This is a genomic window from Mycobacterium sp. MS1601 (assembly GCF_001984215.1).
Classification (GTDB): Bacteria; Actinomycetota; Actinomycetes; order Mycobacteriales; family Mycobacteriaceae; genus Mycobacterium.
Genome location: NZ_CP019420.1, coordinates 689,504 through 710,364, shown reverse-complemented (window position 1 = coordinate 710,364; position 20,861 = coordinate 689,504). Strand labels below are relative to the sequence as shown.

17 protein-coding genes are annotated in these 20,861 nt (G+C 67.1%); 7 read left to right on the top strand and 10 right to left on the bottom strand.

Annotated elements, in window-relative coordinates; translation table 11 throughout:
• The first annotated feature begins 69 nt into the window (after positions 1–69).
• Positions 70–1,806 carry a GMC family oxidoreductase gene (locus tag BVC93_RS03300; protein ID WP_083735930.1) on the top strand — a complete coding sequence of 579 codons (1,737 nt, stop codon included), beginning with the start codon at positions 70–72 and terminating at the stop codon, positions 1,804–1,806.
• Positions 1,807–1,809: 3 nt separating this feature from the next.
• On the opposite strand, the gene BVC93_RS03295 is transcribed toward BVC93_RS03300, so the two are convergent.
• Positions 1,810–4,167: a glycoside hydrolase family 65 protein gene (locus tag BVC93_RS03295; protein WP_083735929.1), complete on the bottom strand. Its 2,358-nt coding sequence runs from the start codon at positions 4,165–4,167 to the stop codon at positions 1,810–1,812.
• Entirely contained in the window at positions 4,164–4,904 is a 741-nt protein-coding gene (locus tag BVC93_RS03290) for a beta-phosphoglucomutase family hydrolase (RefSeq protein ID WP_083735928.1), read from the bottom strand. Before BVC93_RS03290 ends, BVC93_RS03295 begins: the two co-directional genes overlap by 4 nt.
• Before the next feature lie 63 nt (positions 4,905–4,967).
• On the opposite strand from BVC93_RS03290, the gene guaA reads away from it, so the two are divergent.
• Complete coding sequence (gene guaA / locus BVC93_RS03285; RefSeq protein ID WP_192860172.1) at positions 4,968–6,530, top strand: glutamine-hydrolyzing GMP synthase; 1,563 nt, start codon at positions 4,968–4,970, stop codon at positions 6,528–6,530.
• Positions 6,531–6,535: 5 nt separating this feature from the next.
• Here the strand turns inward: guaA and BVC93_RS03280 are convergent, their stop codons facing one another.
• The 5 genes from BVC93_RS03280 to BVC93_RS03260 are packed head-to-tail and all read right to left on the bottom strand — an operon-like array spanning position 6,536 to position 11,651.
• Complete coding sequence (locus tag BVC93_RS03280; protein WP_083735926.1) at positions 6,536–7,432, bottom strand: MerR family transcriptional regulator; 897 nt, start codon at positions 7,430–7,432, stop codon at positions 6,536–6,538.
• Between the two features lies 1 nt (position 7,433).
• Entirely contained in the window at positions 7,434–8,942 is a 1,509-nt protein-coding gene (locus BVC93_RS03275; RefSeq protein ID WP_083735925.1) for a flavin-containing monooxygenase, read from the bottom strand.
• Positions 8,939–9,853, bottom strand: a complete 915-nt coding sequence (locus tag BVC93_RS03270) for a reductase (protein ID WP_083735924.1) — start codon at positions 9,851–9,853, stop codon at positions 8,939–8,941. Before BVC93_RS03270 ends, BVC93_RS03275 begins: the two co-directional genes overlap by 4 nt.
• An 11-nt stretch (positions 9,854–9,864) precedes the next feature.
• A complete protein-coding gene (locus tag BVC93_RS03265; RefSeq protein WP_083735923.1) occupies positions 9,865–10,695 on the bottom strand; it encodes an SDR family NAD(P)-dependent oxidoreductase in 831 nt (276 codons plus the stop codon).
• Positions 10,695–11,651 carry an alpha/beta hydrolase gene (locus BVC93_RS03260; RefSeq protein ID WP_083735922.1) on the bottom strand — a complete coding sequence of 319 codons (957 nt, stop codon included), beginning with the start codon at positions 11,649–11,651 and terminating at the stop codon, positions 10,695–10,697. Before BVC93_RS03260 ends, BVC93_RS03265 begins: the two co-directional genes overlap by 1 nt.
• A gap of 210 nt (positions 11,652–11,861) precedes the next feature.
• Here BVC93_RS03260 and BVC93_RS03255 point away from each other — a divergent pair, with 210 nt between their 5' ends.
• The 4 genes from BVC93_RS03255 to BVC93_RS03240 are packed head-to-tail and all read left to right on the top strand — an operon-like array spanning position 11,862 to position 15,120.
• Complete coding sequence (locus tag BVC93_RS03255; RefSeq protein ID WP_083740763.1) at positions 11,862–12,551, top strand: hypothetical protein; 690 nt, start codon at positions 11,862–11,864, stop codon at positions 12,549–12,551.
• Position 12,552: 1 nt separating this feature from the next.
• Positions 12,553–14,169: a DNA polymerase Y family protein gene (locus BVC93_RS03250; RefSeq protein WP_083735921.1), complete on the top strand. Its 1,617-nt coding sequence runs from the start codon at positions 12,553–12,555 to the stop codon at positions 14,167–14,169.
• A 52-nt stretch (positions 14,170–14,221) separates the two neighbouring features.
• Positions 14,222–14,674 carry a MarR family winged helix-turn-helix transcriptional regulator gene (locus BVC93_RS03245; protein WP_083735920.1) on the top strand — a complete coding sequence of 151 codons (453 nt, stop codon included), beginning with the start codon at positions 14,222–14,224 and terminating at the stop codon, positions 14,672–14,674.
• Positions 14,675–14,697: 23 nt separating this feature from the next.
• Complete coding sequence (locus tag BVC93_RS03240) at positions 14,698–15,120, top strand: organic hydroperoxide resistance protein (protein WP_083735919.1); 423 nt, start codon at positions 14,698–14,700, stop codon at positions 15,118–15,120.
• 15 nt (positions 15,121–15,135) lie between these two features.
• On the opposite strand, the gene BVC93_RS03235 is transcribed toward BVC93_RS03240, so the two are convergent.
• The 3 genes from BVC93_RS03235 to BVC93_RS03225 form a co-directional block, all read right to left on the bottom strand.
• Positions 15,136–16,194, bottom strand: coding sequence for a nucleoside hydrolase (locus tag BVC93_RS03235; protein ID WP_083735918.1), 1,059 nt, complete (start codon positions 16,192–16,194; stop codon positions 15,136–15,138).
• 111 nt (positions 16,195–16,305) lie between these two features.
• Positions 16,306–18,243: an SDR family oxidoreductase gene (locus BVC93_RS03230; protein ID WP_083740762.1), complete on the bottom strand. Its 1,938-nt coding sequence runs from the start codon at positions 18,241–18,243 to the stop codon at positions 16,306–16,308.
• A gap of 833 nt (positions 18,244–19,076) precedes the next feature.
• Positions 19,077–19,763 (bottom strand): histidine phosphatase family protein, encoded by a 687-nt coding sequence (locus tag BVC93_RS03225; RefSeq protein WP_083735917.1) that lies wholly within the window; start codon positions 19,761–19,763, stop codon positions 19,077–19,079.
• 214 nt (positions 19,764–19,977) lie between these two features.
• On the opposite strand from BVC93_RS03225, the gene BVC93_RS03220 reads away from it, so the two are divergent.
• On the top strand, positions 19,978–20,847 hold the full coding sequence (locus BVC93_RS03220) for a MaoC/PaaZ C-terminal domain-containing protein (RefSeq protein WP_083735916.1): 870 nt from the start codon (positions 19,978–19,980) through the stop codon (positions 20,845–20,847).
• Positions 20,848–20,861: the final 14 nt, after the last annotated feature.

Genomic DNA, 20,861 nt, shown 5'->3' with positions numbered 1-20,861 from the left:
GACCCTCGGCGAAGAACTTAGGTAACCCTCGCTAGCTTGTTACCGGTCAGTAAGTTCATACTGTGTCCTATGTCTCCTGATTACGACGTGCTGGTCATCGGGTCGGGGTTCGGCGGCAGCGTCACGGCGCTGAGGCTGACGGAGAAGGGGTATCGGGTCGGCGTGCTGGAGGCCGGTCGACGCTTCGCCGACGAGGAGTTCGCGAAGACCTCCTGGGATCTGCGCAAATTCCTGTGGGCCCCCCAATTCGGCTGCTACGGCATCCAGCGCATTCACCTGCTGCGTGACGTGTTGATCCTGGCGGGCGCCGGGGTGGGCGGTGGATCGCTGAACTACGCCAACACGCTCTACGTCCCGCCGGACCCGTTCTTCAACGACCCGCAGTGGCGCGACATCACCGACTGGCGTTCGGAGCTGATGCCGCACTACGACCAGGCGCAGCGGACGCTTGGCGTGGTGACCAACCCGACCTTCACCGATGCCGACCGCATCATGAAGGAAGTCGCCGACGACATGGGCGTGGGGGACACCTTCGTGCCCACCCCGGTCGGGGTGTTCTTCGGCCCGGACGGCACCCAGACCCCGGGCAAGCGCGTGCCCGACCCGTACTTCGGCGGGGTGGGCCCGCAGCGCACCGGCTGCATCGAGTGCGGCTCCTGCATGACAGGTTGCCGGTTCGGCGCCAAGAACACGCTGGTCAAGAACTACCTCGGCCTGGCCGAAACCGCAGGCGCACAGGTGCATCCGATGACCACCGTCACCAGCCTGCGCCAACGCGGTGACGGCCTGTGGGAGGTGGCTACCGTGCGCACCGGCCGCAAGGTGCGGCGACACAAGCGCACCTTCACCGCCGAACACGTGGTGCTGGCGGCCGGCACGTTCGGAACGCAGAAGCTGCTGTTCAAGATGCGGGACACCAACACCTTGCCCCAGCTGTCCGACAAACTCGGCGTGCTCACCCGCACCAACTCCGAGTCCATCGTGGGTGCCGGCCGGCTGCGCGTCTCCGACGACCTGGATCTCACCCACGGGGTCGCCATCACGTCGTCGATCCACCCCACCGCCGACACCCACATCGAACCCTGCCGCTACGGCAAGGGGTCCAACGCCATGGGTCTGTTGCAGACCCTGATGACCGACGGCAACGGCCCGGACGGCACCGACGTACCGCGGTGGAAGCAGCTGCTGCACAATGCGTCTCAGGATCCCCGTGGGACCCTGCGGCTGCTCAATGCCCGGCGCTGGAGCGAGCGCACCATGATAGCCCTGGTGATGCAGCACCTCGACAACTCGATCACCACCTTCACCAAGCGCACCAAGTGGGGCACCCGCCGGCTGACCAGCAAGCAGGGCCACGGCGAGCCGAACCCGACCTGGATCCCGGTGGGCAACGAGGTCACCCGACGCATCGCCAAGAAGATCGACGGTGTCGCGGGCGGCACCTGGGGGGAGATGTTCAACATCCCGCTGACCGCCCATTTCCTCGGTGGCGCAGCCATTTCCGACAGCCCCGAGGGTGGCGTGATCGACCCCTACCATCGGGTGTACAACTACCCGACGCTGTATGTCACCGATGGCGCGGCCATCTCGGCCAACCTCGGGGTCAACCCGTCGCTGTCGATCACCGCGCAAGCAGAACGCGCCGCGGCGCTGTGGCCGAACAAGGGTGAAGAGGATCTGCGGCCCGCGCAGGGGCAACCCTACCGCCGGCTGGCACCCATCGCGCCCCGCAACCCAGTCGTGCCCCACGATGCGCCTGCGGCGCTGCGGCAGTTGCCGATCGAGCCGGTGAACACCGCTCGCTGACGGTCAGGTGCTGCGGCGCCGGTGCACCGGCTCGCAACCGGGCGGTTGCTTCGGGGTCGGCAACAGGGGCTGGCGGCGATAGACCGTCAACGTGGTGGGCTCGTCGGTCGTGAGCGTGACCTCCTCGCCGGCGTGGCGGATGGTGAGCTCGGCATGCGGTCCGTCGCGCAGCGTGTAGGTGACGGTGTCGTGTACGACGTCGACGGTCAGCCGGAAGTTGCGCCACGCCAAGCGGAATCGCAGCCGGGAGATGCCGTCGGGTAGATGGGGGTCGAGCACGAGGATGCCCTCGTCGTCGCGCAGACCCCCGAACCCGGCCACCAGCGCCGTCCACGCACCGGCCAGTGAGGCCATGTGCAGGCCGTTGCGGGTGTTCTTGTGCAGGTTGCGCAGATCGATCAGCGCCGCCTCGTAGGTGTAGTCGTGGGCCAGCTCCAGGTGGCCGACATCGGCGCACATCACCGCCTGGGTACAGGCTGACAGCGACGAGTCGCGGGTGGTGCGCCGTTCGTAGTAGTCGACGTTGTGGGCCTTCTGTTCGTCGGTGAAGGCGTGGCTCTGCCACTGCATGGCCAGCACCAGATCCGCCTGCTTGACCACCTGCGACGGGTACAGCCGTACATACGCCTCGTTGAGCAGCAGCGGGTACTCGGTGTTGGCGTCGAAGTCCCACTCCCGCAACGTCGTGAAGCCGTCGTGCTGCTGATGCACACCGAGTTCCTCGTCGAACGGGATGTGAGCGGCGGCGGCGGCATCTCGCCACGCCGAGGTCTCCTCGGTGGACACCCCGAGGTCGTGCGCGGCGTCGGGATGGCGCAGGCAGGCCTGCGCGGCCGAGCGCAGATTGCCCGCGGCCATCAGATTGGTGAACACGTTGTCGCGCACCACCGCGGTGTACTCGTCGGGCCCGGTCACCCCGTCGAGGTGCCAGACACCGTGGCGGTCGTGGTGCCCCAACGACATCCACAACCGGGCCGTCTCCACCAGGACCTTCAGCCCGCAGCTGCGTTCCAGTGAGTCGTCGCCGGTCACCCACCGGTAGCGCTCGAAGGCCATCGCGATGTCGGCGTTCACGTGCCAGGCCGCGGTGCCGGCCGGCCAGTACGCCGAGCACTCCTCACCCCGGATGGTGCGCCAGGGGAAGGCCGCCCCTTTGAGGTTCAGCGTCTTCGCCCGGTCCTTGGCCAGATCGAGAGTGCTTTCCCGCCAGCGCAATGCGTCAGCGGCGGCAGTCGGCATGGTGTAGGTCAGCACCGGCAGCACAAAGCCTTCGGTGTCCCAGAAGGCGTGCCCGTCGTAACCGTTGCCGGTCAGGCCCTTGCCGGGGATGGCGCGGCGCTCGGCGCGGATGCTGGCCTGCAGGACGTGGAACAAGCCGAACCGGACCGCCTGCTGGATGTCGGCGTCGCCTTCGACCTCGACATCGGCGCCGTCCCAGAACTCGTCCAGAAACGCCCGTTGTGCATCGATCAGACCCTGCCAGCCGGAGTACCGGGCGCCGGCGATGGCCGCGGCCGCCTGGTCGCGCAGGGCCGGCCGCGACCGCAGGCTCGACCAGCCGTAGGCCAGATACTTGACGATGCGCAGCTTCTGCCCCGGGCGCAGTCCGCAGATAACGGTGGTGCGGGCCAGATCGTCATGCGAGTCGGTGGTGGTCTGCACCCGCCCCGGCACGTCGATCTCGTGATCCATCGCCGCTGCCATCATCAGCTCGCTGCCGCGGGTCTGGTGCACCAGCAGCGCCGAGTACTCGGTGTGCTCGTGATGTATCGCCTGCAACGGATCCTTCAGGGCCGCCGATACCCGCGGATCATCTTCGGTCTCGGGCTGGTCCTCGTTGGTGACGAGTTCAGATTGCACTGTGACGCGGGTGAATTCGTCCACCGCTTCCACGATGTACTCGATCGCTGCGACACCGCGGTGCACCAGCGACACCAGTCGGGTGGAATGCACCTTGATCTGCTTGCCCGCCGGCGAACACCAGTGTGCATCGCGCGTCAGCGTGCCCGCCCGCAGGTCCAGCACCCGCTCGTGGGACAGCAATTCGCCGTAGCGAAGGTCGAACGGCTCGTCGTCGACGAGCAGGCGGAACAGCTTGCCGTTGGTGACGTTGACCAGTGTCTGGCCCGCTTCGGGATAGCCGTATCCCGCTTCGGCGTAAGGCAGGGGTCGGGTCTCGAAGAATCCGTTCAGATACGTGCCCGGCAGCCCGCTCGGCTCGCCTTCGTCGAGGTTCCCACGCAGGCCGAGGTGACCGTTGGACAGCGCGAACAGGGATTCGGCTTCGTCGAGCAGTTCGAAGTCCAACCGGGTTTCCCGGACACACCATGGCTCGACGGGGAAGATCTCCGGGCTGATCACGAGGTGGGTGTCTCCATCAGTTCGGCCAGATCGGCGACGACGACGTCGGCGCCGTGTTCGCGGAGCGCCTCGCCCTGGTGATGCCGGTCGATGCCGATCACCAGCCCGAAGCCGCCGGCGCGGCCGGCTTCGACCCCGGCGAGCGCGTCCTCGTAGACCACTGCGGCCTCCGGCGGGGTGTCCAGCAGTTGGGCCGCGCGCAGGAAGGAATCCGGCGCCGGTTTACCGGGGATGCCCTCCTCGCGCATGGTCACCCCGTCGACGCGGACGTCGACGTAGCGCGCCAACCCGGTCAGATCCAATACCTCCCGGGTGTTGGCGCTCGACGAGACCACCGCTATCGCTTTCCCGGCCTCCCGCACCGCCTGCAGGTAGCGTTCGGATCCCTCGAACACCGTCACCCCGTCGGTGTGCATGGTCTTCTCGAACAGTGCGTTCTTGCGGTTGCCCAGCCCATAGACGGTCTCGGTGTCGGCACTGTCGGACAGCTGACCGTCGGGCAGGGTGATGCCGCGGCTGGCCAGGAAGCTGCGTACCCCGTCTTCGCGTTTGCGGCCGTCGATGTACTGGCGGTAGTCCGCCACCGGATCGAAGGGGGTGTACCCGTCACCGTAGCGCCGGTGCAGGAAGTCGTCGAACATGGCCGTCCACGCCTTGTTGTGCACACTGGCGGTGTCGGTGAGCACACCGTCGAGATCGAACAGACACGCGTGTATGTGCTCTGGGAGTCCCGCCATAGCTACATCCTTACCCAATCGGGGCTCCGACCATGTGTCCCGCCGCCCGACTAGACTGGCGCGGTGGCAGATCACACCTCCCCACGCCCTGTGCTGGTCATCGACTTCGGCGCGCAGTACGCGCAGCTGATCGCGCGTCGCGTCCGCGAGGCGCGGGTGTTCTCCGAGGTGGTCCCGCACACCGCCACGGTCGAGGAGATCAAGACCAAGGATCCGCAGGCCATCGTCTTGTCGGGTGGACCGGCCAGCGTGTACGCCGAGGGCGCGCCGCAACTCGATCCCGCGGTGTTCGATCTCGATGTGCCGGTGTTCGGCATCTGTTACGGCTTCCAGGCCATGGCGCAGGCGCTCGGCGGCACGGTGGCCCACACCGGCACCAGTGAATACGGCCGCACCGATCTCAAAGTTGTTGGCGGTGAACTGCATTCGGGTCTGCCCGAGAGTCAGCCGGTGTGGATGAGCCACGGTGACGCGGTGACCGAGGCGCCGGAGGGCTTCGATGTGGTGGCCAGGAGTTCCGGTGCGCCGGTGGCCGCGTTCGAGAACCGGGCACGCAGGCTGGCCGGGGTGCAGTACCACCCCGAGGTGATGCACTCCCCGCACGGCCAGCAGGTGCTCAGCCGGTTCCTGCATGAGTTCGCCGGCATCGGTGCCAAGTGGACCGCGGCCAACATCGCCGAGACGCTGATCGAGCAGGTGCGCGCCCAGGTCGGCGACGGCCGGGCCATTTGCGGGCTGTCCGGCGGAGTGGATTCAGCGGTGGCCGCCGCGCTGGTGCAGCGTGCCATCGGCGATCGCCTGACCTGTGTTTTTGTCGACCACGGTCTGTTGCGCGCCGGGGAGCGTGATCAGGTGCAGCGCGATTTCGTGGCGTCTACCGGTGCCAAGCTGGTGACCGTCGATGCCGAGGCCACTTTCTTGGAGAAGCTCTCCGGGGTCACCAACCCCGAGGGCAAGCGCAAGATCATCGGCCGCGAGTTCATCCGGGCCTTCGAGGGCGCGGTCCGCGGGATTGTCGAGGACGGCGGCGACGAGGTCGACTTCCTGGTGCAGGGGACGCTGTACCCCGACGTGGTGGAGTCCGGCGGCGGCGCGGGCACCGCGAACATCAAGAGCCACCACAATGTCGGCGGCCTGCCCGACGACCTGAAGTTCAAGTTGGTCGAGCCGCTGCGGCTGCTGTTCAAGGACGAGGTCCGTGCGGTGGGTCGCGAACTCGGACTGCCTGAGGAAATCGTTGGGCGCCAACCCTTCCCAGGGCCGGGTCTCGGTATCCGCATTGTCGGCGAGGTCACCGCGGCGCGGCTGGACACCTTGCGGCGGGCCGACGCCATCGCCCGCGAGGAGCTGACGTTGGCGGGGCAGGACGCCCAGATCTGGCAGTGCCCGGTGGTGCTGCTGGCCGATGTCCGCTCGGTGGGTGTGCAGGGCGACGGGCGCACCTACGGTCACCCGATCGTGCTGCGCCCGGTGTCCAGCGAGGATGCCATGACCGCGGACTGGACGCGGGTTCCCTACGAAGTGCTGGAACGGATCTCGACCCGCATCACCAACGAAGTACCCGAGGTCAACCGCGTGGTGCTCGACATCACGAGCAAGCCGCCCGGCACCATCGAGTGGGAGTAGCCAGTTCACTCCGGCGGAGTCTTCTCGACGAACTCCGAGAGCAGCTGACTGACCAGCGATTCGATGGTGGTCTCGATGGAGTGCGCCAGGGTGGCGGTCACCGAGGCCACCGCCTGGGTGCGGAACCGCACCAGCATGGTGATCAACTCGGCCACTTCGGTCTCATCGGGCAGTGATTCGCCGGGTTTGATCTTGTCCAGGACATGCTCGGCTCCGGCCTGTACCAGGATCCGGCTGATCTCGCAGATGTGTGGCAGCACCTGCTCGTGGATGTCGATCAGCCGGTCGAAAGTGATTCCGTATCCGCGGATCTCGTTGAACGCATCGATCAGGGCGGGCCGCACCACGGTGACGTCATCGCCGTTGTCCCGGATCAGGCCCGCACTGATCAGCCGGTCGAAGGCCCCGTCGTCGTCGACCAGTTGCCGGGCCTGCGCCCGCGAGACGGTCTTGGGTTTCTCCGCCGCCCAGGTCCCCACGATCGCCGACTCCAGACCCAGCACCGCACCTAGATCCTTGCCCTGTTCCCAGGCGCTGAGCATCTCGTCGACGTGGGCCAGGTTGTAGCCCCGGTCCAGCATCGAGGTGATCAGCCGCAGCCGGGTCAGGTGGGTGTCGTTGTACAGCGCGATGCGGCCCACCCGCAGCGGCGGGTGCAGCAGCCCGCGGTCGCGGTACACCCGGACATTGCGGGTGGCGGTGTTGGCCAGCCGGGCCAGTTCCTCGATCCGGTACTCACCCGAGCCCGCGGTGTCGCCGTGCGGAGCCCGCACCACCGCGTCGAAAAGTTGAGACACCGCGTTCTCGACGACCTCGCGTGACTGCCTGCCCAAACGCCGGGGCGCCCGACGCAGGCTGTGCAGGATGGCGCCGACGGGACCGCTGGGTGGTTTGGTGGACATCTCAGGCGGAAGAGTGCGCTAGGACGCGCACGGACGCCGTCCTGCTCACCGCGGTGTAGTCGCTTCGCCGGAATTCGTGCATCTGTCGAAGATACTGGGTGGCGAAGCCCGGGTACATCGACGCGTTGAAACCGTCGGCTGTCAGGTACCAGCTGCTGCAGCCCGACATCCAAGTTGTCCTGGTCAGGCGCTTCTGCAGTGCGGCGTTGTAGCGCTGCTGAACCTCCTTGCGGACATCGAGGTAGGCCAGGTCGTCACCGAGAATGGTGGTGATGCCCGACATGGCGTAGTCGAGTTGGCCCTCGACGTACACCAGCAGAGAGTTGTGGCCCGGCCCGGAATTGGGGCCGGTCATGATGAACAGGTTGGGATAACCGTGAGTGTTCACACTCTTGTATGCCTGTGCGCCGCCTGACCATTCGTCAGCCAGCAGCCGCCCTCCGAGTCCCCGGACCGGGAACGGGGGGCCGGTGAGGTGCACGTCGTATCCGGTGGCGAAGACAATGCAGTCCAGGTGGTGCTCCACTCCGTCGCTGGTGCGGATACCCACCGGGCTCATGGTGGCGATGGGCCAGTCGATGAGTTTGCAGTTGTCTTTCTGCAACGCGGGGTAGTAGTCGCTGGACATCAGCATCCGCTTGCATCCGGGGCGGAAGTCAGGGGTCAGCTGGCGGCGCAGCCACGGGTCCTTGACGGTCGCGCGCAGGTGGAGCTTGCCCAGCCGCGCCACCAGCGACGTCAGCGGAGTGTCCCAGACCAGCGCGGTAGCGCTGACCTCGTGACCCCAGTACAGCGCTTGACGTGCAAGTCGTTGGGCGGCAGGAACTCTGGTGAACAGCTGCCGGGCCAGGGGCGGGGTGTCGATGTCGAGGCGGGGCAGCACCCAGCCCGGGGTGCGCTGGAACACCTTGACGAACCCGGCCTGTTTGACCAGTTCGGGCACGATCTGAACAGCGCTGGCGCCGGTGCCGACGACGGCGACACGCTTGCCGGTGAAGTCGTAGTCGTGATCCCAGTTCGCGCTGTGGATCACGGTGCCCTGATAGGTGTCACGGCCGCGGATGTCGGGCAGTTTGTGATCGGGCAGCGGGCCGGCGGCCAGGATGACGGTTCGGGCGCGGAAGATGTTGCGACGCTGTGTGTGTGCGGTCCAGGTGCCGGAGGCGTCATCGAAGGACAGTCCGGTGAGTTCGGTGCCGAACCGGATGTGATCGGTGAGCCGATGGGTCGCCACCATGTCCTCGATGTGGGTGCGGATCTCGTCGGCGGGGGAGTAGGAGCGTGACCAGTTCGGGTTGGGTGCGAACGAGAACGAGTACAACAGCGACGGGATGTCACAGGCAGCGCCGGGGTAGGTGTTGTCGCGCCAGGTGCCGCCCACCCGGTCGCTTCGCTCCAGGATCACGAAGTCATCGACGCCGGCCTGACGGAGTTTGATGGCCGCGCCGATACCGGTGAATCCAGCGCCGACGATCAGGGTGTCGTGAATCGGGGTGCGTGCCACGGTCATGCCGCCGGTTCGTGGGTGAGTTCTTTGAACCAGCTGGGAATGGGACGCAGCAGGGGCCGTGGATACCGGTCGGACAGCCACACCATGGAATTGGCCAGCAAGTGGTAGGGGTTGCGCGGGTTCACCACGGCGCGCGAGTGCAGTTTGAGGATCTGATAGGTCGGCACCCGCCAGGTGTGTTCCCCACGCTCGCCGAGTTTCTTGAACCGTTTGACGGCGTTGTAGAGCATATCCGGCTCCATGCCCATGCCGATGATCTCGTTGCGGATCCGGTTGAGCAGCGGCACATACATCAGCGCCCCGATGATCAGGCTGGGGGTGGCCACGGTGCCGACGAACTCGATGGCGAGCTTGCGCGCGTCCGCGAAGCCGATCATGTTCAGCACCTCGAAATCGACGGCGATGTGCCGGGATTCGTCGTTGTTGATCTTCTCGAACACCTGATGGCACACCGGATCGTCCACTTCGTCGAGGAGGAACTTCAACAGCGCGCCGTCCAGGGCCACCTCCAGCATCGGGATGACGGTGCCCAGTATGGACAGTGACATCCCGTCGGCGTAGCGGTCCAGCCATTCGATGGCCAGTCGGATGTTCACGTTCGGCTCGGGCATCTCGCCGTCGTCGAGCATGCCCCAGCGTTTCATCAGTGCCAGTTCGGCATTGGCGTGCCGTTGCTCCTCGGCGTGGAAGTAGCGGTAGATCTCGGCGATGGTGGGGGTGGGCGCCTTCTTGGCCAGTGCGGCAAAGCCGCGCGCCCCGATGTTCTCGATCCAGCACAGATCGGCCATGAAGGCCTTGAGCTTGGGGCGCTGCTCGTCGGTGATCAGCTCGGCACCCGGTGCGTTCCAGTCGATGTCGGCCAGCGCCCACTGCCTGTCCTTGATCTTGGCGAGCATCATATCCATGTCCATGGGGACTCTCCTTACTGGTTGGCCAGACGTGCGGCCAGGCCGACGGCACGGGTGTAGGTGGCAGGGGCAAGACGTTTGACGTTCCATCCGATCCAGGCATCGGGTTGCGGCATGCAGTACAGGCCTCCGCGGTCATGGGTGTCCAGGCACATACGGGCCACCCGTGCTGCGCTGAACCCGGTCCAGCGCATCAGGCGATCGGCCAGTTGCGTCGAGTTGGGCGTGATGCGGCCGGCTGCGACGATGTTGGTCTTGACGAAGGTCGGACACAGTACCGTGACATCCACGCCGGTGCCGGACAATTCGGCGGCCATGGTCTCCGACAGTGAGAGCACCGCCGCCTTGCTGACGTTGTAGGCGGCCATGCCCGGTGCCGCGCCGAACGACGCGGCCGAGGCGACGTTGATGATCCCGCGGGGGCCGCCTGCGTCACGCAGGATGGGGGTGAACACATGGCATCCGTGGATGGGGCCCCACAGGTTCACCCCGAGCGTCCACTGCCAGTCTTCGATCGGGATGTCTCCCACGGGTTGGCCGCCTGCTCCGACGCCGGCATTGTTGATCATCAGGGTGGGCGCGCCGCCGAACCAGGACTGCGCTTGGGTGGCGAGGTGGTGCACGTCGTCCAGTTCGGTGACATCACAGCGGATTGCCCGGGCCGAGCCGCCCTGGTCGCAGATGGCCTGGGTGGTGTGCTGTGCGGCCACTTCGTCGATGTCGCTGCAGATAACCCGGTTTCCACGGTTGGCGAGTTCGATGGCGAAGGCGGCACCGATGCCGCTCCCGGCTCCGGTCACCACGGCGTCACCGTCTCGGCTGCGCCGAGAGGAGAACATGGACATCACCCCGCAATGCTGTCGACGGTGTTGTGGGCCAAGGCGTCTCGGATGAAGCTCGCGACCTCCTGCATGGCGGGTCTGGCCTCGGGCGTCAGACGGGGCAGCGCTTGGAAGACGTGCACCTGGTCGGGCCAAACCTGCAGTCGGCAGTCACCGCTCCAGTTCTGCGCCAGGTGGTGGGCGTCGGCGGCCAGCATCTCGGTGCCACCTGCTTGGATCAGCAGGGGTGGCAGGTCGGCGCGGCCGGTCAGATCGTGACACAGGCGAGGATGTGTGGAATCCATTCCCTGCCAATACATCGCCACCAGGCGCGCGGCATCGGCAGAGCGGATCGCCGGGTCGGGCCTCAGCCGTTCCCGGGTGCGGGCCCGGGCGAAGGTCAGGTCGACCAGCGGGGAGAACAACACCAAGGCTGTGGGGTGGGCGGCGCCGTGGTGCAGCACGAGATCCACTGCCAGGTGCCCTCCTGCTGAATCGCCGGCGACGACTATGTGATTCGCGCCGCGGACGGTGCGCAGCCAGTCCCAGCCGGCGTGGATGTCGTCGGCGGCCGCCGGGAACGGGTGCTGTGGCGCCAGTCGGTAGTCGGGGCAGAACACCGGCAGGCCGGTCAGTCTCGACAGCCAGCCGGCCAGGCGTCGGTGGGTGTGTGCCGAGCACACCGCGTAGCCGCTGCCGTGCAGGTAGTAGATGACTGACTCGGTGTCGGATGCCGTGGTGGTGATCCAGTCTCCGAGCACGCGGCGGCCGTCGGGCAGGGTGTCGTCGATGTGGTCGATGGTGACGCCGGACAGGCTGGGGCCGAAGGTCTCCATGACGCTTGCCACGATGCGCCGCGACACCCACAGGCCCCAGGCCTTGTCGGGCGGAAGGACGGCGCTGATCTGACGCAGAGTCAGTGCGCTGACGCGGGCTGCGACTCGGGATCGGACAGATCCACGACCGGGAATCGGGTCCATCGCACCTCCATTGGTAGGTGCGACGAATGCAACAGCAAATAGTGACATTTGTCAATGACACCATTGGTCAACGTACATGTCGAACCTCATGTGTCACGTCCGTGCTCAGCTGCCCCAGACGGCTTGATTCTGTCGGAGGCTGGGTGTTTACTCACTGCATCGAACATATGTTCGAACATCGATGATGCCGGTCCGGCTGGGAGGTGAGTGGTGACAGCTGCGATCTCGCCTGATCAAGCTGGTTCTGGGCGTGCTGAGCTGCTCAAACAGCTTCGCAGTCAGATGGCCGACGTCTCGGGGAAGGTGGGTGCCGGCCGGCGTGGTCAGCCTACCGTTGTGGCGCCTGCTGTTGCCGAAACAGATCCAGATAGTTTGCTGCCGGTGCCCGATTCGCTGCGTGCGCTGCTACCCGCGGGGTTGCCAAGAGGGGTGGTAGCGGTGTTGGGCGGGGCCCGGTCGCTACCGCTGAGCATGGCCGCGGCGGTCACCGCGGGCGGTGGGCACGTGGCGATCGTCGGCCAGCCCGACGCCGGTCTGTTGGCAGCGGTCGAGATGGGCGCGGATCTCAGTCGGCTGGCGGTCATCCCGGATCCGGGCACCGATCCGGTGGAGGTGGCCGCGGTGTTGATGGACGGGATGGATCTGGTGGTGCTCGGTCTGAAGGGCAGATCGGTGCCACCCACCCGGGCGCGGGCGGTGACGGCTCGTGCTCAGCATCGCGGGTGCACCCTGCTGGCCACCGGCGGGGACTGGCCGGGGGCGTCGCTGCGACTGGAGGCCCGGGTACGGGGCTACGACATGACGGTCGGCGGGGTACCGGGGTGCGGTCGGATCGGCCGGGTCCAGGTGGCCTTGCGGGGCACCGGGCGCGGAGCGCGCTCCCGATCGCTGGCGGGCTGAGATGGCACGGTCTGCCTCCAGGGTGCTGGCCATCTGGTGCATGGATTGGCCCGCGGTGGCTGCGGCGTTGTCGGCGGAGTTACCTGCCACCGCACCCGTGGCGGTCACTTTGGCCAACCGGGTGGTCGCTTGCTCGGCGGCGGCGCGAGAGCTTGGGGTCAAGCGTGCCCTGCGCAGGCGGGAGGCGCAGGCGCGTTGCCCGGATCTGTATGTGGTGACCGCGGATTCGGCGCGTGATGCCCGCTACTTCGAGGAGATCACGGCCGCGGTGGACGCGCTGGTTCCGCGGGCGGAGGTGCTACGGCCGGGTCTGCTGGTGCTGGCGGTGCGCGGGGCGGCGCGGTTCTTCGGCTCGGAGGAGGCTGCCGCCGAGCGGCTCATCGACGCGGTGGCCTCCGGCGGCGCTGAATGTCAGATCGGCATCGCAGATCAGCTGCCCACCGCGGTGTTCGCCGCCAGGGCCGGGCGCATCGTGGTGCCCGGTGGTGATGCGGCCTTCCTTTCGGGGTTGTCCATCAGACAGCTGTCCGCCGAACCCAGCCTCAGCTCGCCCGGCCGCGCTGATCTGGCGGACTTGTTGTGGCGCATGGGTATCCGCAAACTCGGGCAGTTTGCTGAGCTGTCTCGCAGTGACGTCGCATCGAGGTTCGGGGCCGATGCGGTGTTGGCGCACCGACTGGCCCGTGCCGAACCGATGCGGGGGCCGTCCGGGCGCGAGCCGCCGGCGGACCTGGCCGCCGTGATGAACTGTGATCCGCCCATCGACCGGGTAGATGCCGCAGCCTTCGCGGGCCGGTCGCTGGCCAGTGCTCTGCATCGCAGCCTGGAGGCGGCGGGGGTGGGCTGCACCCGGCTGGGCATCCACGCCGTGACGGCCAAAGGCGAAGAGCTGGAACGGGTATGGCGATGTGCCGAACCCCTCACCGAGGATGCCACCGCAGACCGCATCCGCTGGCAGCTCGACGGCTGGCTGAACCGGCGCAATCCCGGTCACCGGCCCAGTGCGCCCATCGTCACGTTGCGGTTGGAGCCGGTGGAGGTGGTCTCGGCCGGGGCGTTGCAACTGCCGCTGTGGGGTGGTCTCGGTGACGAGGACCGGTTGCGGGCTCGCCGGGCGTTGGTCCGGGTGCAGGGTCTGCTGGGGCCCGAGGCGGTGCAAATCCCGGTGCTCAGTGGTGGCCGTGGCCCGGTTGACCGGATCACGTTGACGCCGCTGGGAGATGAGCTGGTGCCCCGGTCGGACCCGGCGCAGCCCTGGCCGGGACAGCTGCCGGAACCGTCGCCCGCGGTGGTCCTCGACGAGCCGGTGGAGTTGTTCGACGCTCAGGGCAAGCCGGTGCGGGTCACCGGTCGCGGGTTGTTCAGTGCTGATCCGGCCAGACTGGATTCGCCTGCGGCGAAAGGGGTTCGAGGGGGATCGTTCCGCGGTGACCTGCAGTGGTGGGCGGGGCCGTGGACGGTCGACGAGCGGTGGTGGGATCCGCAGGCACCGTCGGCGGGTCACACTGCGCGCGTTCAAGTCTTGCTGGAAGGTGACGCCCGGGCTGTCGACTGCGCCCGGGCGTTGCTGCTGTGTTACCGCCGCAGGCGCTGGTATGTGGAAGGGATCTACGAATAGAAGTTGGAGACAATTTAATTGTGCACAATGTAGTTGTGCTACGCTCGTCGGCATGGCGACACTGAGGCTCGACGATCACCTGTGTTTCGCGCTGTACGCCGCGTCACGCGCGGTGGCCGCCGCGTACCGGCCGCTACTGACCGAGTTCGGTATCACCTATCCGCAGTACCTGGTACTCATCGTGCTGCGCGATGACGGAGCCATGAGTGTCCGTGAGCTGGGGGAGCGGCTGCAGCTCGATTCGGGCACCCTCTCGCCGCTGTTGAAGCGGATGGAGACGGCCGGACTGCTGGTGCGGCAGCGCTCCGAACTCGACGAGCGTTCGGTGCACGTCGACCTCACCCGGGCCGGTCGCCAACTCGAGGTCAAGGTGCGGTGCGTGCCGGAGCGGCTCGCCGAGTTGGTCGGTGACTCCGGTTGGACCGAGGCCGACATCGTCAAACTCCGCGATGACGTCAACCGGCTCACCGCGCTGGTGCGCCAAGACGAAGAACCCGACAAGTAACTCAATCGAAAGGGAACACCAGCATGAAGACGCTCTACACCGCTGAAGCTCTTGCCACCGGCGACGGGCGTGACGGTCACGCCGCCACCTCCGACGGCAAAGTCGAACTGGACTTGTCCATCCCGAAAGAGATGGGCGGCAGCGGAACCGGTACCAATCCCGAGCAACTGTTCGCCATCGGTTACGCGGCCTGCTATCACTCCGCGCTGCGACTGGTGGCCCGTGAGGCCAAAGCCGATGTCAGCGATTCCGCCGTCGGGGCCAAAGTGAAGCTCGGCGCTCTCGACGGCGGCGGCTTCGGTCTGGCCGTCGAACTGGAGATCACGCTGCCGCATGTCGACCACGACACCGCGACCGAGCTGGCGAACAAGGCGCACCAGGTGTGCCCCTACTCGAACGCCACGCGCGGCAACATCGAGGTGACTTTGACGGTTACCGACGACTGATCACACCGGCTCCGCTTACACCAGCCCGCGTGCGTAGCGGCCCACCCGGTCGATGAATCGCTCGAAGAACACCGCCGGGTCCACGTCCACCCCGATCAGGGCGTTGTGCTCGCGGCCCCAGATGCCGCTCCAGTCGGCCACTGTCATCCCGCGGGTCAGTGTGCCCACCAACTCCACGTCCACCGTCGTGGCCACGGTGCGCACCAGGCTCGGATCCAGTGCCACCGCGGCGGCCAGCGGATCGTGCACATGAGCCAGGTAGCCCTCGCCCTGGTCGTAGTGGAACTCGAAGTAGAACCGCAGGGCATCCTCGAGCACGCGAATCAAGGGGTTGGCCGCCGCCGAGCGGGTGCCGCGTGAGTCCAACACACTCATCGTCACAGTGGCCGACTCGGCGGCCGCCGCCAACCGGGCAACACCGGTCGGGGTCATGGCGACACGCTCGGTCAGGTTGAGCCCCAACACGATCGGGAGATGCGCAGGGGTGTCCAACCCCCATGCGGCGCCCCATCCGCTGAACACCTCGGCCGCGGCCTCGGGGTCGACGTTGATGTTCCACTCCGACACCGGGGTGGTGTTGCCCTTGTACCCGAAGGCGCCACCCATGATGACCAGCCTGCGCAACAGGCGCGGCAGGGACGGTTCCTTGCGCATGGCCAGCGCCAGATTGGTCAGCGGGCCGCACGCCACCGCGACCAGCTCACCTGGATGCGCCTGCGCTGCCCGCACCCACGCGGTTGCCGCATCGTGCTCGGTGAGCCGGCGGTCGGTGGCGGGCAGTTCGGCATAACCGAGACCCAGCGGCCCGTGCGTGTCCTCCGCGGTGCGTAACGGGATCGCCAGTGGCTGCGGCGCACCAGCCGAGACCGGGATGTCCGCGGCATTACACAACTCGAGGAACCCCAGGTTGTTCTCGCACACCTGCTCCATCGGGACGTTTCCGCCCGTCGAGGCGACACCGACGATCTCGACACCGTCGCTGGCCAACAGGTACGCCAGCGCCATCGCATCGTCCACGCCGGTGTCGACGTCGACGAAAACCGGGGTGGTCCGCGCCGATTCCGCCGTCGTCATGCCGCAGACCCTACCGCCAGGCAGGGCGTGCAGCGGTGCACCAAACACCGCGAGCAGACAGATAATCGAGTGATTGCGGCGCGGATCACTCGACTTTGCGTCTGCTCGGCCTCACCAGTGGATGCCGGGCACCAAGCGGGCCACCCGTTTCGCCGGGCGCGGCACCAGTGAGCGGGACCGGGACCGCGGTCGCCCCTCGGAGACGGACAGCGGCGCCGCCGCCACACCGCGTGCGGCCGCGGAGTCCGGATACCCCAGATACAGCTGGTGCAGGATCCGTCGCGACAGCTTCGGCGCCAGATACCGGCCGGCGTCGCCGAGGGTGCCCAGCGGGGTGTCGATACGCACGGGTTTGTCGACCAGGCCGCGGACCACCATGGCCGCGGCATGCTCGGCGGTGATCGCGGGAATCGGGTTGAGCCGCTTGGACGGAGCGATCATCGGCGTGCGCACCAGTGGCATGTGGATGGTCGTGAACGTCACGTGGTCCGAGAGAGTCTCGGCAGCCACCACTTCGGCGAACGCGTCGAGGGCCGCTTTCGTCGGAACGTAGGCCGAGTACCGCGGTGAGCTGGCCTGTACGCCGGCGCTGGAGACGTTGACGACGTGGCCGAACTGCCGCGCCCGCCAGTGCGGCAGCAACGCCAGCACCATCCGCACGGCGCCGAAGTAGTTCACCGCCATCACCCGCTCGTAGTCGTGGAAGCGGTCGGTGGACGCGCCGACGGAGCGACGGATGGAACGGCCGGCATTGTTCACCAGGTAGTCGACGTGGCCGAAGCGGTCCAGGATCTCGGTGACGGTCTGCTGCACCGAGTCCGAGTCGGTGACGTCGCAGGTGAACGCATGCGCCTGACCGCCGTCGGTGCGGATCTCGGTGATCAGTTCATCGAGAGCCTCACCGTTGCGGGCCAGCGCGAACACCGTGGCGCCGCGGGCCGCCACGGCCACCGCGGAGGCGCGGCCGATGCCGCTGGACGCGCCGGTGATGATGACGTGCCGCCCGGCCAGCGGATCCTGGCCACGGTGCTGCGCCCAGAACGTCCACAGTGCCGGGGCATAGGAGCGCAAATCGGGGGCTTGGATTCCGGTACCGCGCAGCGCTTCTCGGGTGTGATCGGCGGTGAACTCCGAGGTCATGTCCGCGGCGGCGAAGATCTCGGCCGGGATCCCCAACTGTGTGACCGCCACGTTCCGCCACACCTTCCATCTACCGCGGGCGCCGACAAACGGTGCGGCAACGGCATCGGGCATGGCCACCGGAATCACCGGCAGGCCGGCGGCGGGGGCCAGGGCGCGGTAGAGGCCCCGCGGGCTCACCGATTTCGGGGCCGTCAGATGGAACGTCTGCCCCTCGTACCCGTCGGCGCGCATCAGAGCGACCATGGCGTCGGCCACGTAGTCGACCGGCACGATGTTCATCCGGCCCATGTCCGGCAGCGCCACCGGGGTGAACTTCGGCAGCGTCGCCAGCTTCGCCAGCAACCCGAAGAAGTAGTAGGGTCCGTCGATCTTGTCGATCTCCCCGGTCCGTGAGTCACCCACCACCACGCCGGGGCGGTAGATGCGGAACCGCAGTCCCGGCGTGGACCGCACCAGCTTCTCGGCCTCGAACTTGGTCTGGTGATACGGCGTCGGCAACTGCTGGGCCAGGTCGAAGTCGTCCTCGGAGAACACGCCGGCAAACGTCCCTGCCACGGCGATCGACGACACGTGGTGCAGCACCGCCCCCAGTCGCAGGCACAGGGCGATCACCGCGGCGGTGCCGTCGACATTGGTGGCGCGCTGCTGGTCAGCGGTGGCGGTGAGGTCGTAGATCGCCGCGCAGTGCACCACGTGGTCAACAGGGCCGATATCACCGAGTCCGCCGAGCTCACGCAGGTCAGCGACCAGCGGTGACACCCGCTCGTCGAAGCCCAGACGGTCGAGGCGGCCCAGCGATACCTCCCGGACCAGGACCTGCACGTCGGCATCAGAGTCGGTCTGCAGGATCCGGCGGATCACATTGCGGCCGATGAACCCGGTACCGCCGGTAACGACATAGCGCATGGGCTCATCGTGCACCGCTGGTCGAGTCCCGTCCAGTACCAGTTCCAGAGAGCCGGCGTCACGGTCTCGCGATGAGCGTCACGTCGACGTCACATGATGACACCAACCTGAGGCGGGCAATCCGCAGTGTCCACTGCGAAATCGCTTGGTGGACACCGCCGATTGCCCTACTTGTAGAGCTACGCTCGACCACCCGATCGAATGACTCTTTCGGCGCGGTGGCCCGTCTTCCGGGAACATCGTCGAGTCCGCCTAAGGTGGCCCCGGATATCCCGACTCGCGGTCACCACGGCGATTCGCTTCAACTGGGCAAACCTTCCCTCCGTGCCTCGTGGCCCTGGCGGGGCATTCCTGTCACGGTCAACCGTAGGGGAGAACTGCGGCGCCAATTCGACTGCAAGGCTGCGTATCAGACCAGTGGCACCATGCTGGCGGCGACACAGCAGGAACCGCATGCGTCGCGGACGCAACGTCACCACAACCAGATCATGGGCACCCGACACCGGGGTGCCCAAACGGCAAGGAGGCCGACAACGGCGGCCGGGATTCCGGGAAAGATCGCGCTTGTCACCGGCGCGGCGCGCGGGCAAGGGGGCGCGCATGCAATGCGGTTCGCCGAGGAGGGCGCAGACACCGTGATGATAGACATCTGCCGCGATGTCGGACCACGAAAAGCCGCCCGGATCGCCGAAATAGGCGCCCGCCGCGTCGGGTCCGCCGGTCGAGATCACGGCGCTCCCGCACAGGCGATGTCGGGAACAACCTGTGCTCGCGAGGGCTTCAACGTACCTGGCACCATCCCGGCGCGCATGGGTGGCGGGAGGCCTCGGTTGTCACATGGTCGAAAGCCCGTCCCAACTGACCAGCTGCCAGCCGGTCACCGGGTTGCCCTCGATCACCACCTGGCCGACATTGGGCAGCGGATGCGACATCAGCAGCTGACCATCGGAATTGGTGACGTTCATCTGCGTCCACATCATGATGGCTGCGCCGTGGGAGAAGGCGACGGCGTTCTTGTCGCCGCTGTCGTAGATGCGCTGCACCGCCGCGGTGAAATCGTCGTTGAACTCGTTGCCGTCGATCGCACCGGGAATCCGCGCATTCCGTTGCCCCTGCAGCCACTGCGAGGGCGCCAGAAAGTAGGTGGCCGCGGCGTCGGCTTCAGAGGTGCCCTCGAACCAGCCGGCGGGGATCTCCTGCAGACCCGGAAGCACATCCACCTGCTCACCGAGATCCTCGGCCAGAGGTGCCGCCGTCTGCTGCGTGCGGACCATCGACGAGGCGTAGATCCCGTCGAAGTCCTTGCTGCGCAGCTCCTCTGCCACCTGCTGAGCCTGCCGTTCACCGTCGGCGGTGATACCGGGCCCCGGTACCGACGTGTCGATCAGCCCGGACGCGTTGGCCTGCGACTGGGCGTGCCTGACGAAGGTCAGGGTGATCGACTCCGGCGGCGCCGGCTCGGACCCGCAGGCACTGAGGACAACCATCAGCACCAAAGCCGGTGCGACCAACCTGGGCATCTAGCGCCGCCTTCCCAGAACGCCTTCCCGGGTCACGGTACAGACGAGTTCGCCGCCGCGGTTGTAGATCAGCCCAGATCCCACTCCCGCCCGCCGGTCGGGGAAGTCGCCGGGCCGACGAGGCCATGATTTGCCACGACTTGCCGATGCCCACCTGCACCGGGTGGTTAAGGTCGAGGGGAGAGCGGGCCGGGCCCAGAACAAGAGGAGTTCCATGACGATCGACCCGACAGCCATCGGCGCCAAGGCTGACCCCTACACCTTCGAATGGACCGATCGCGACACCATGCTCTACGCCCTCGGTGTGGGCTGCGGCACCACTGACCTGGCCTTCACCACCGACAACAGCCACGACATCACCCAGCAGGTGCTGCCCACCTACGCGGTGATTGCCTGCATCGGCTTCCCGGCCATCGGCAAGATCGGCGAATTCAACTTCGGGATGCTCTTGCACGGCTCTCAGCAGATCCACCTGGCCAAGCCGCTTCCGGCGGCCGGCAAGCTGGTGGTGGAATCCGAGGTCGCAGACCTGCAGGACAAGGGTGAAGGCAAGAACGCCATCGTCATGCTGCGGGCCCGGGGTACCGACCCCAAGACCGACGAGGTGGTGGTGGAGACTCTGGCCACGTTCGTCATCCGCGGGGCAGGCGGTTTCGGCGGTGAGCCCGGCAGCCGTCCAGCAGCTCCGGAAGTGCCCGCGCGTGAAGCGGATTCGCGCACTGCCATGCGCACCCGGGAGGATCAGGCGCTGATCTACCGGCTCTCAGGTGACCGCAATCCGCTGCACAGCGACCCGTGGTTCGCCCAGAATCTGGCCGGGTTCCCCAAGCCGATCCTGCACGGGCTGTGCACCTACGGGTTCGCCGGACGCGCACTGGTCGCCGATCTCGGTGGTGGGGACGCCGCACGCGTCACCGACATGTCGGCTCGGTTCACCTCGCCGGTGTTCCCGGGGGAGACACTCACGACATCGATCTGGCGCACCGGTCCTGGGCAGGCGGTGTTCACCACTGAAGCAGCTGCCCCCGACGGCTCCGGTGCCCGGTTGGTACTCGAAGACGGAGTCGCCAGCTTCGAGGCGTGAATCCCGTCATCGAA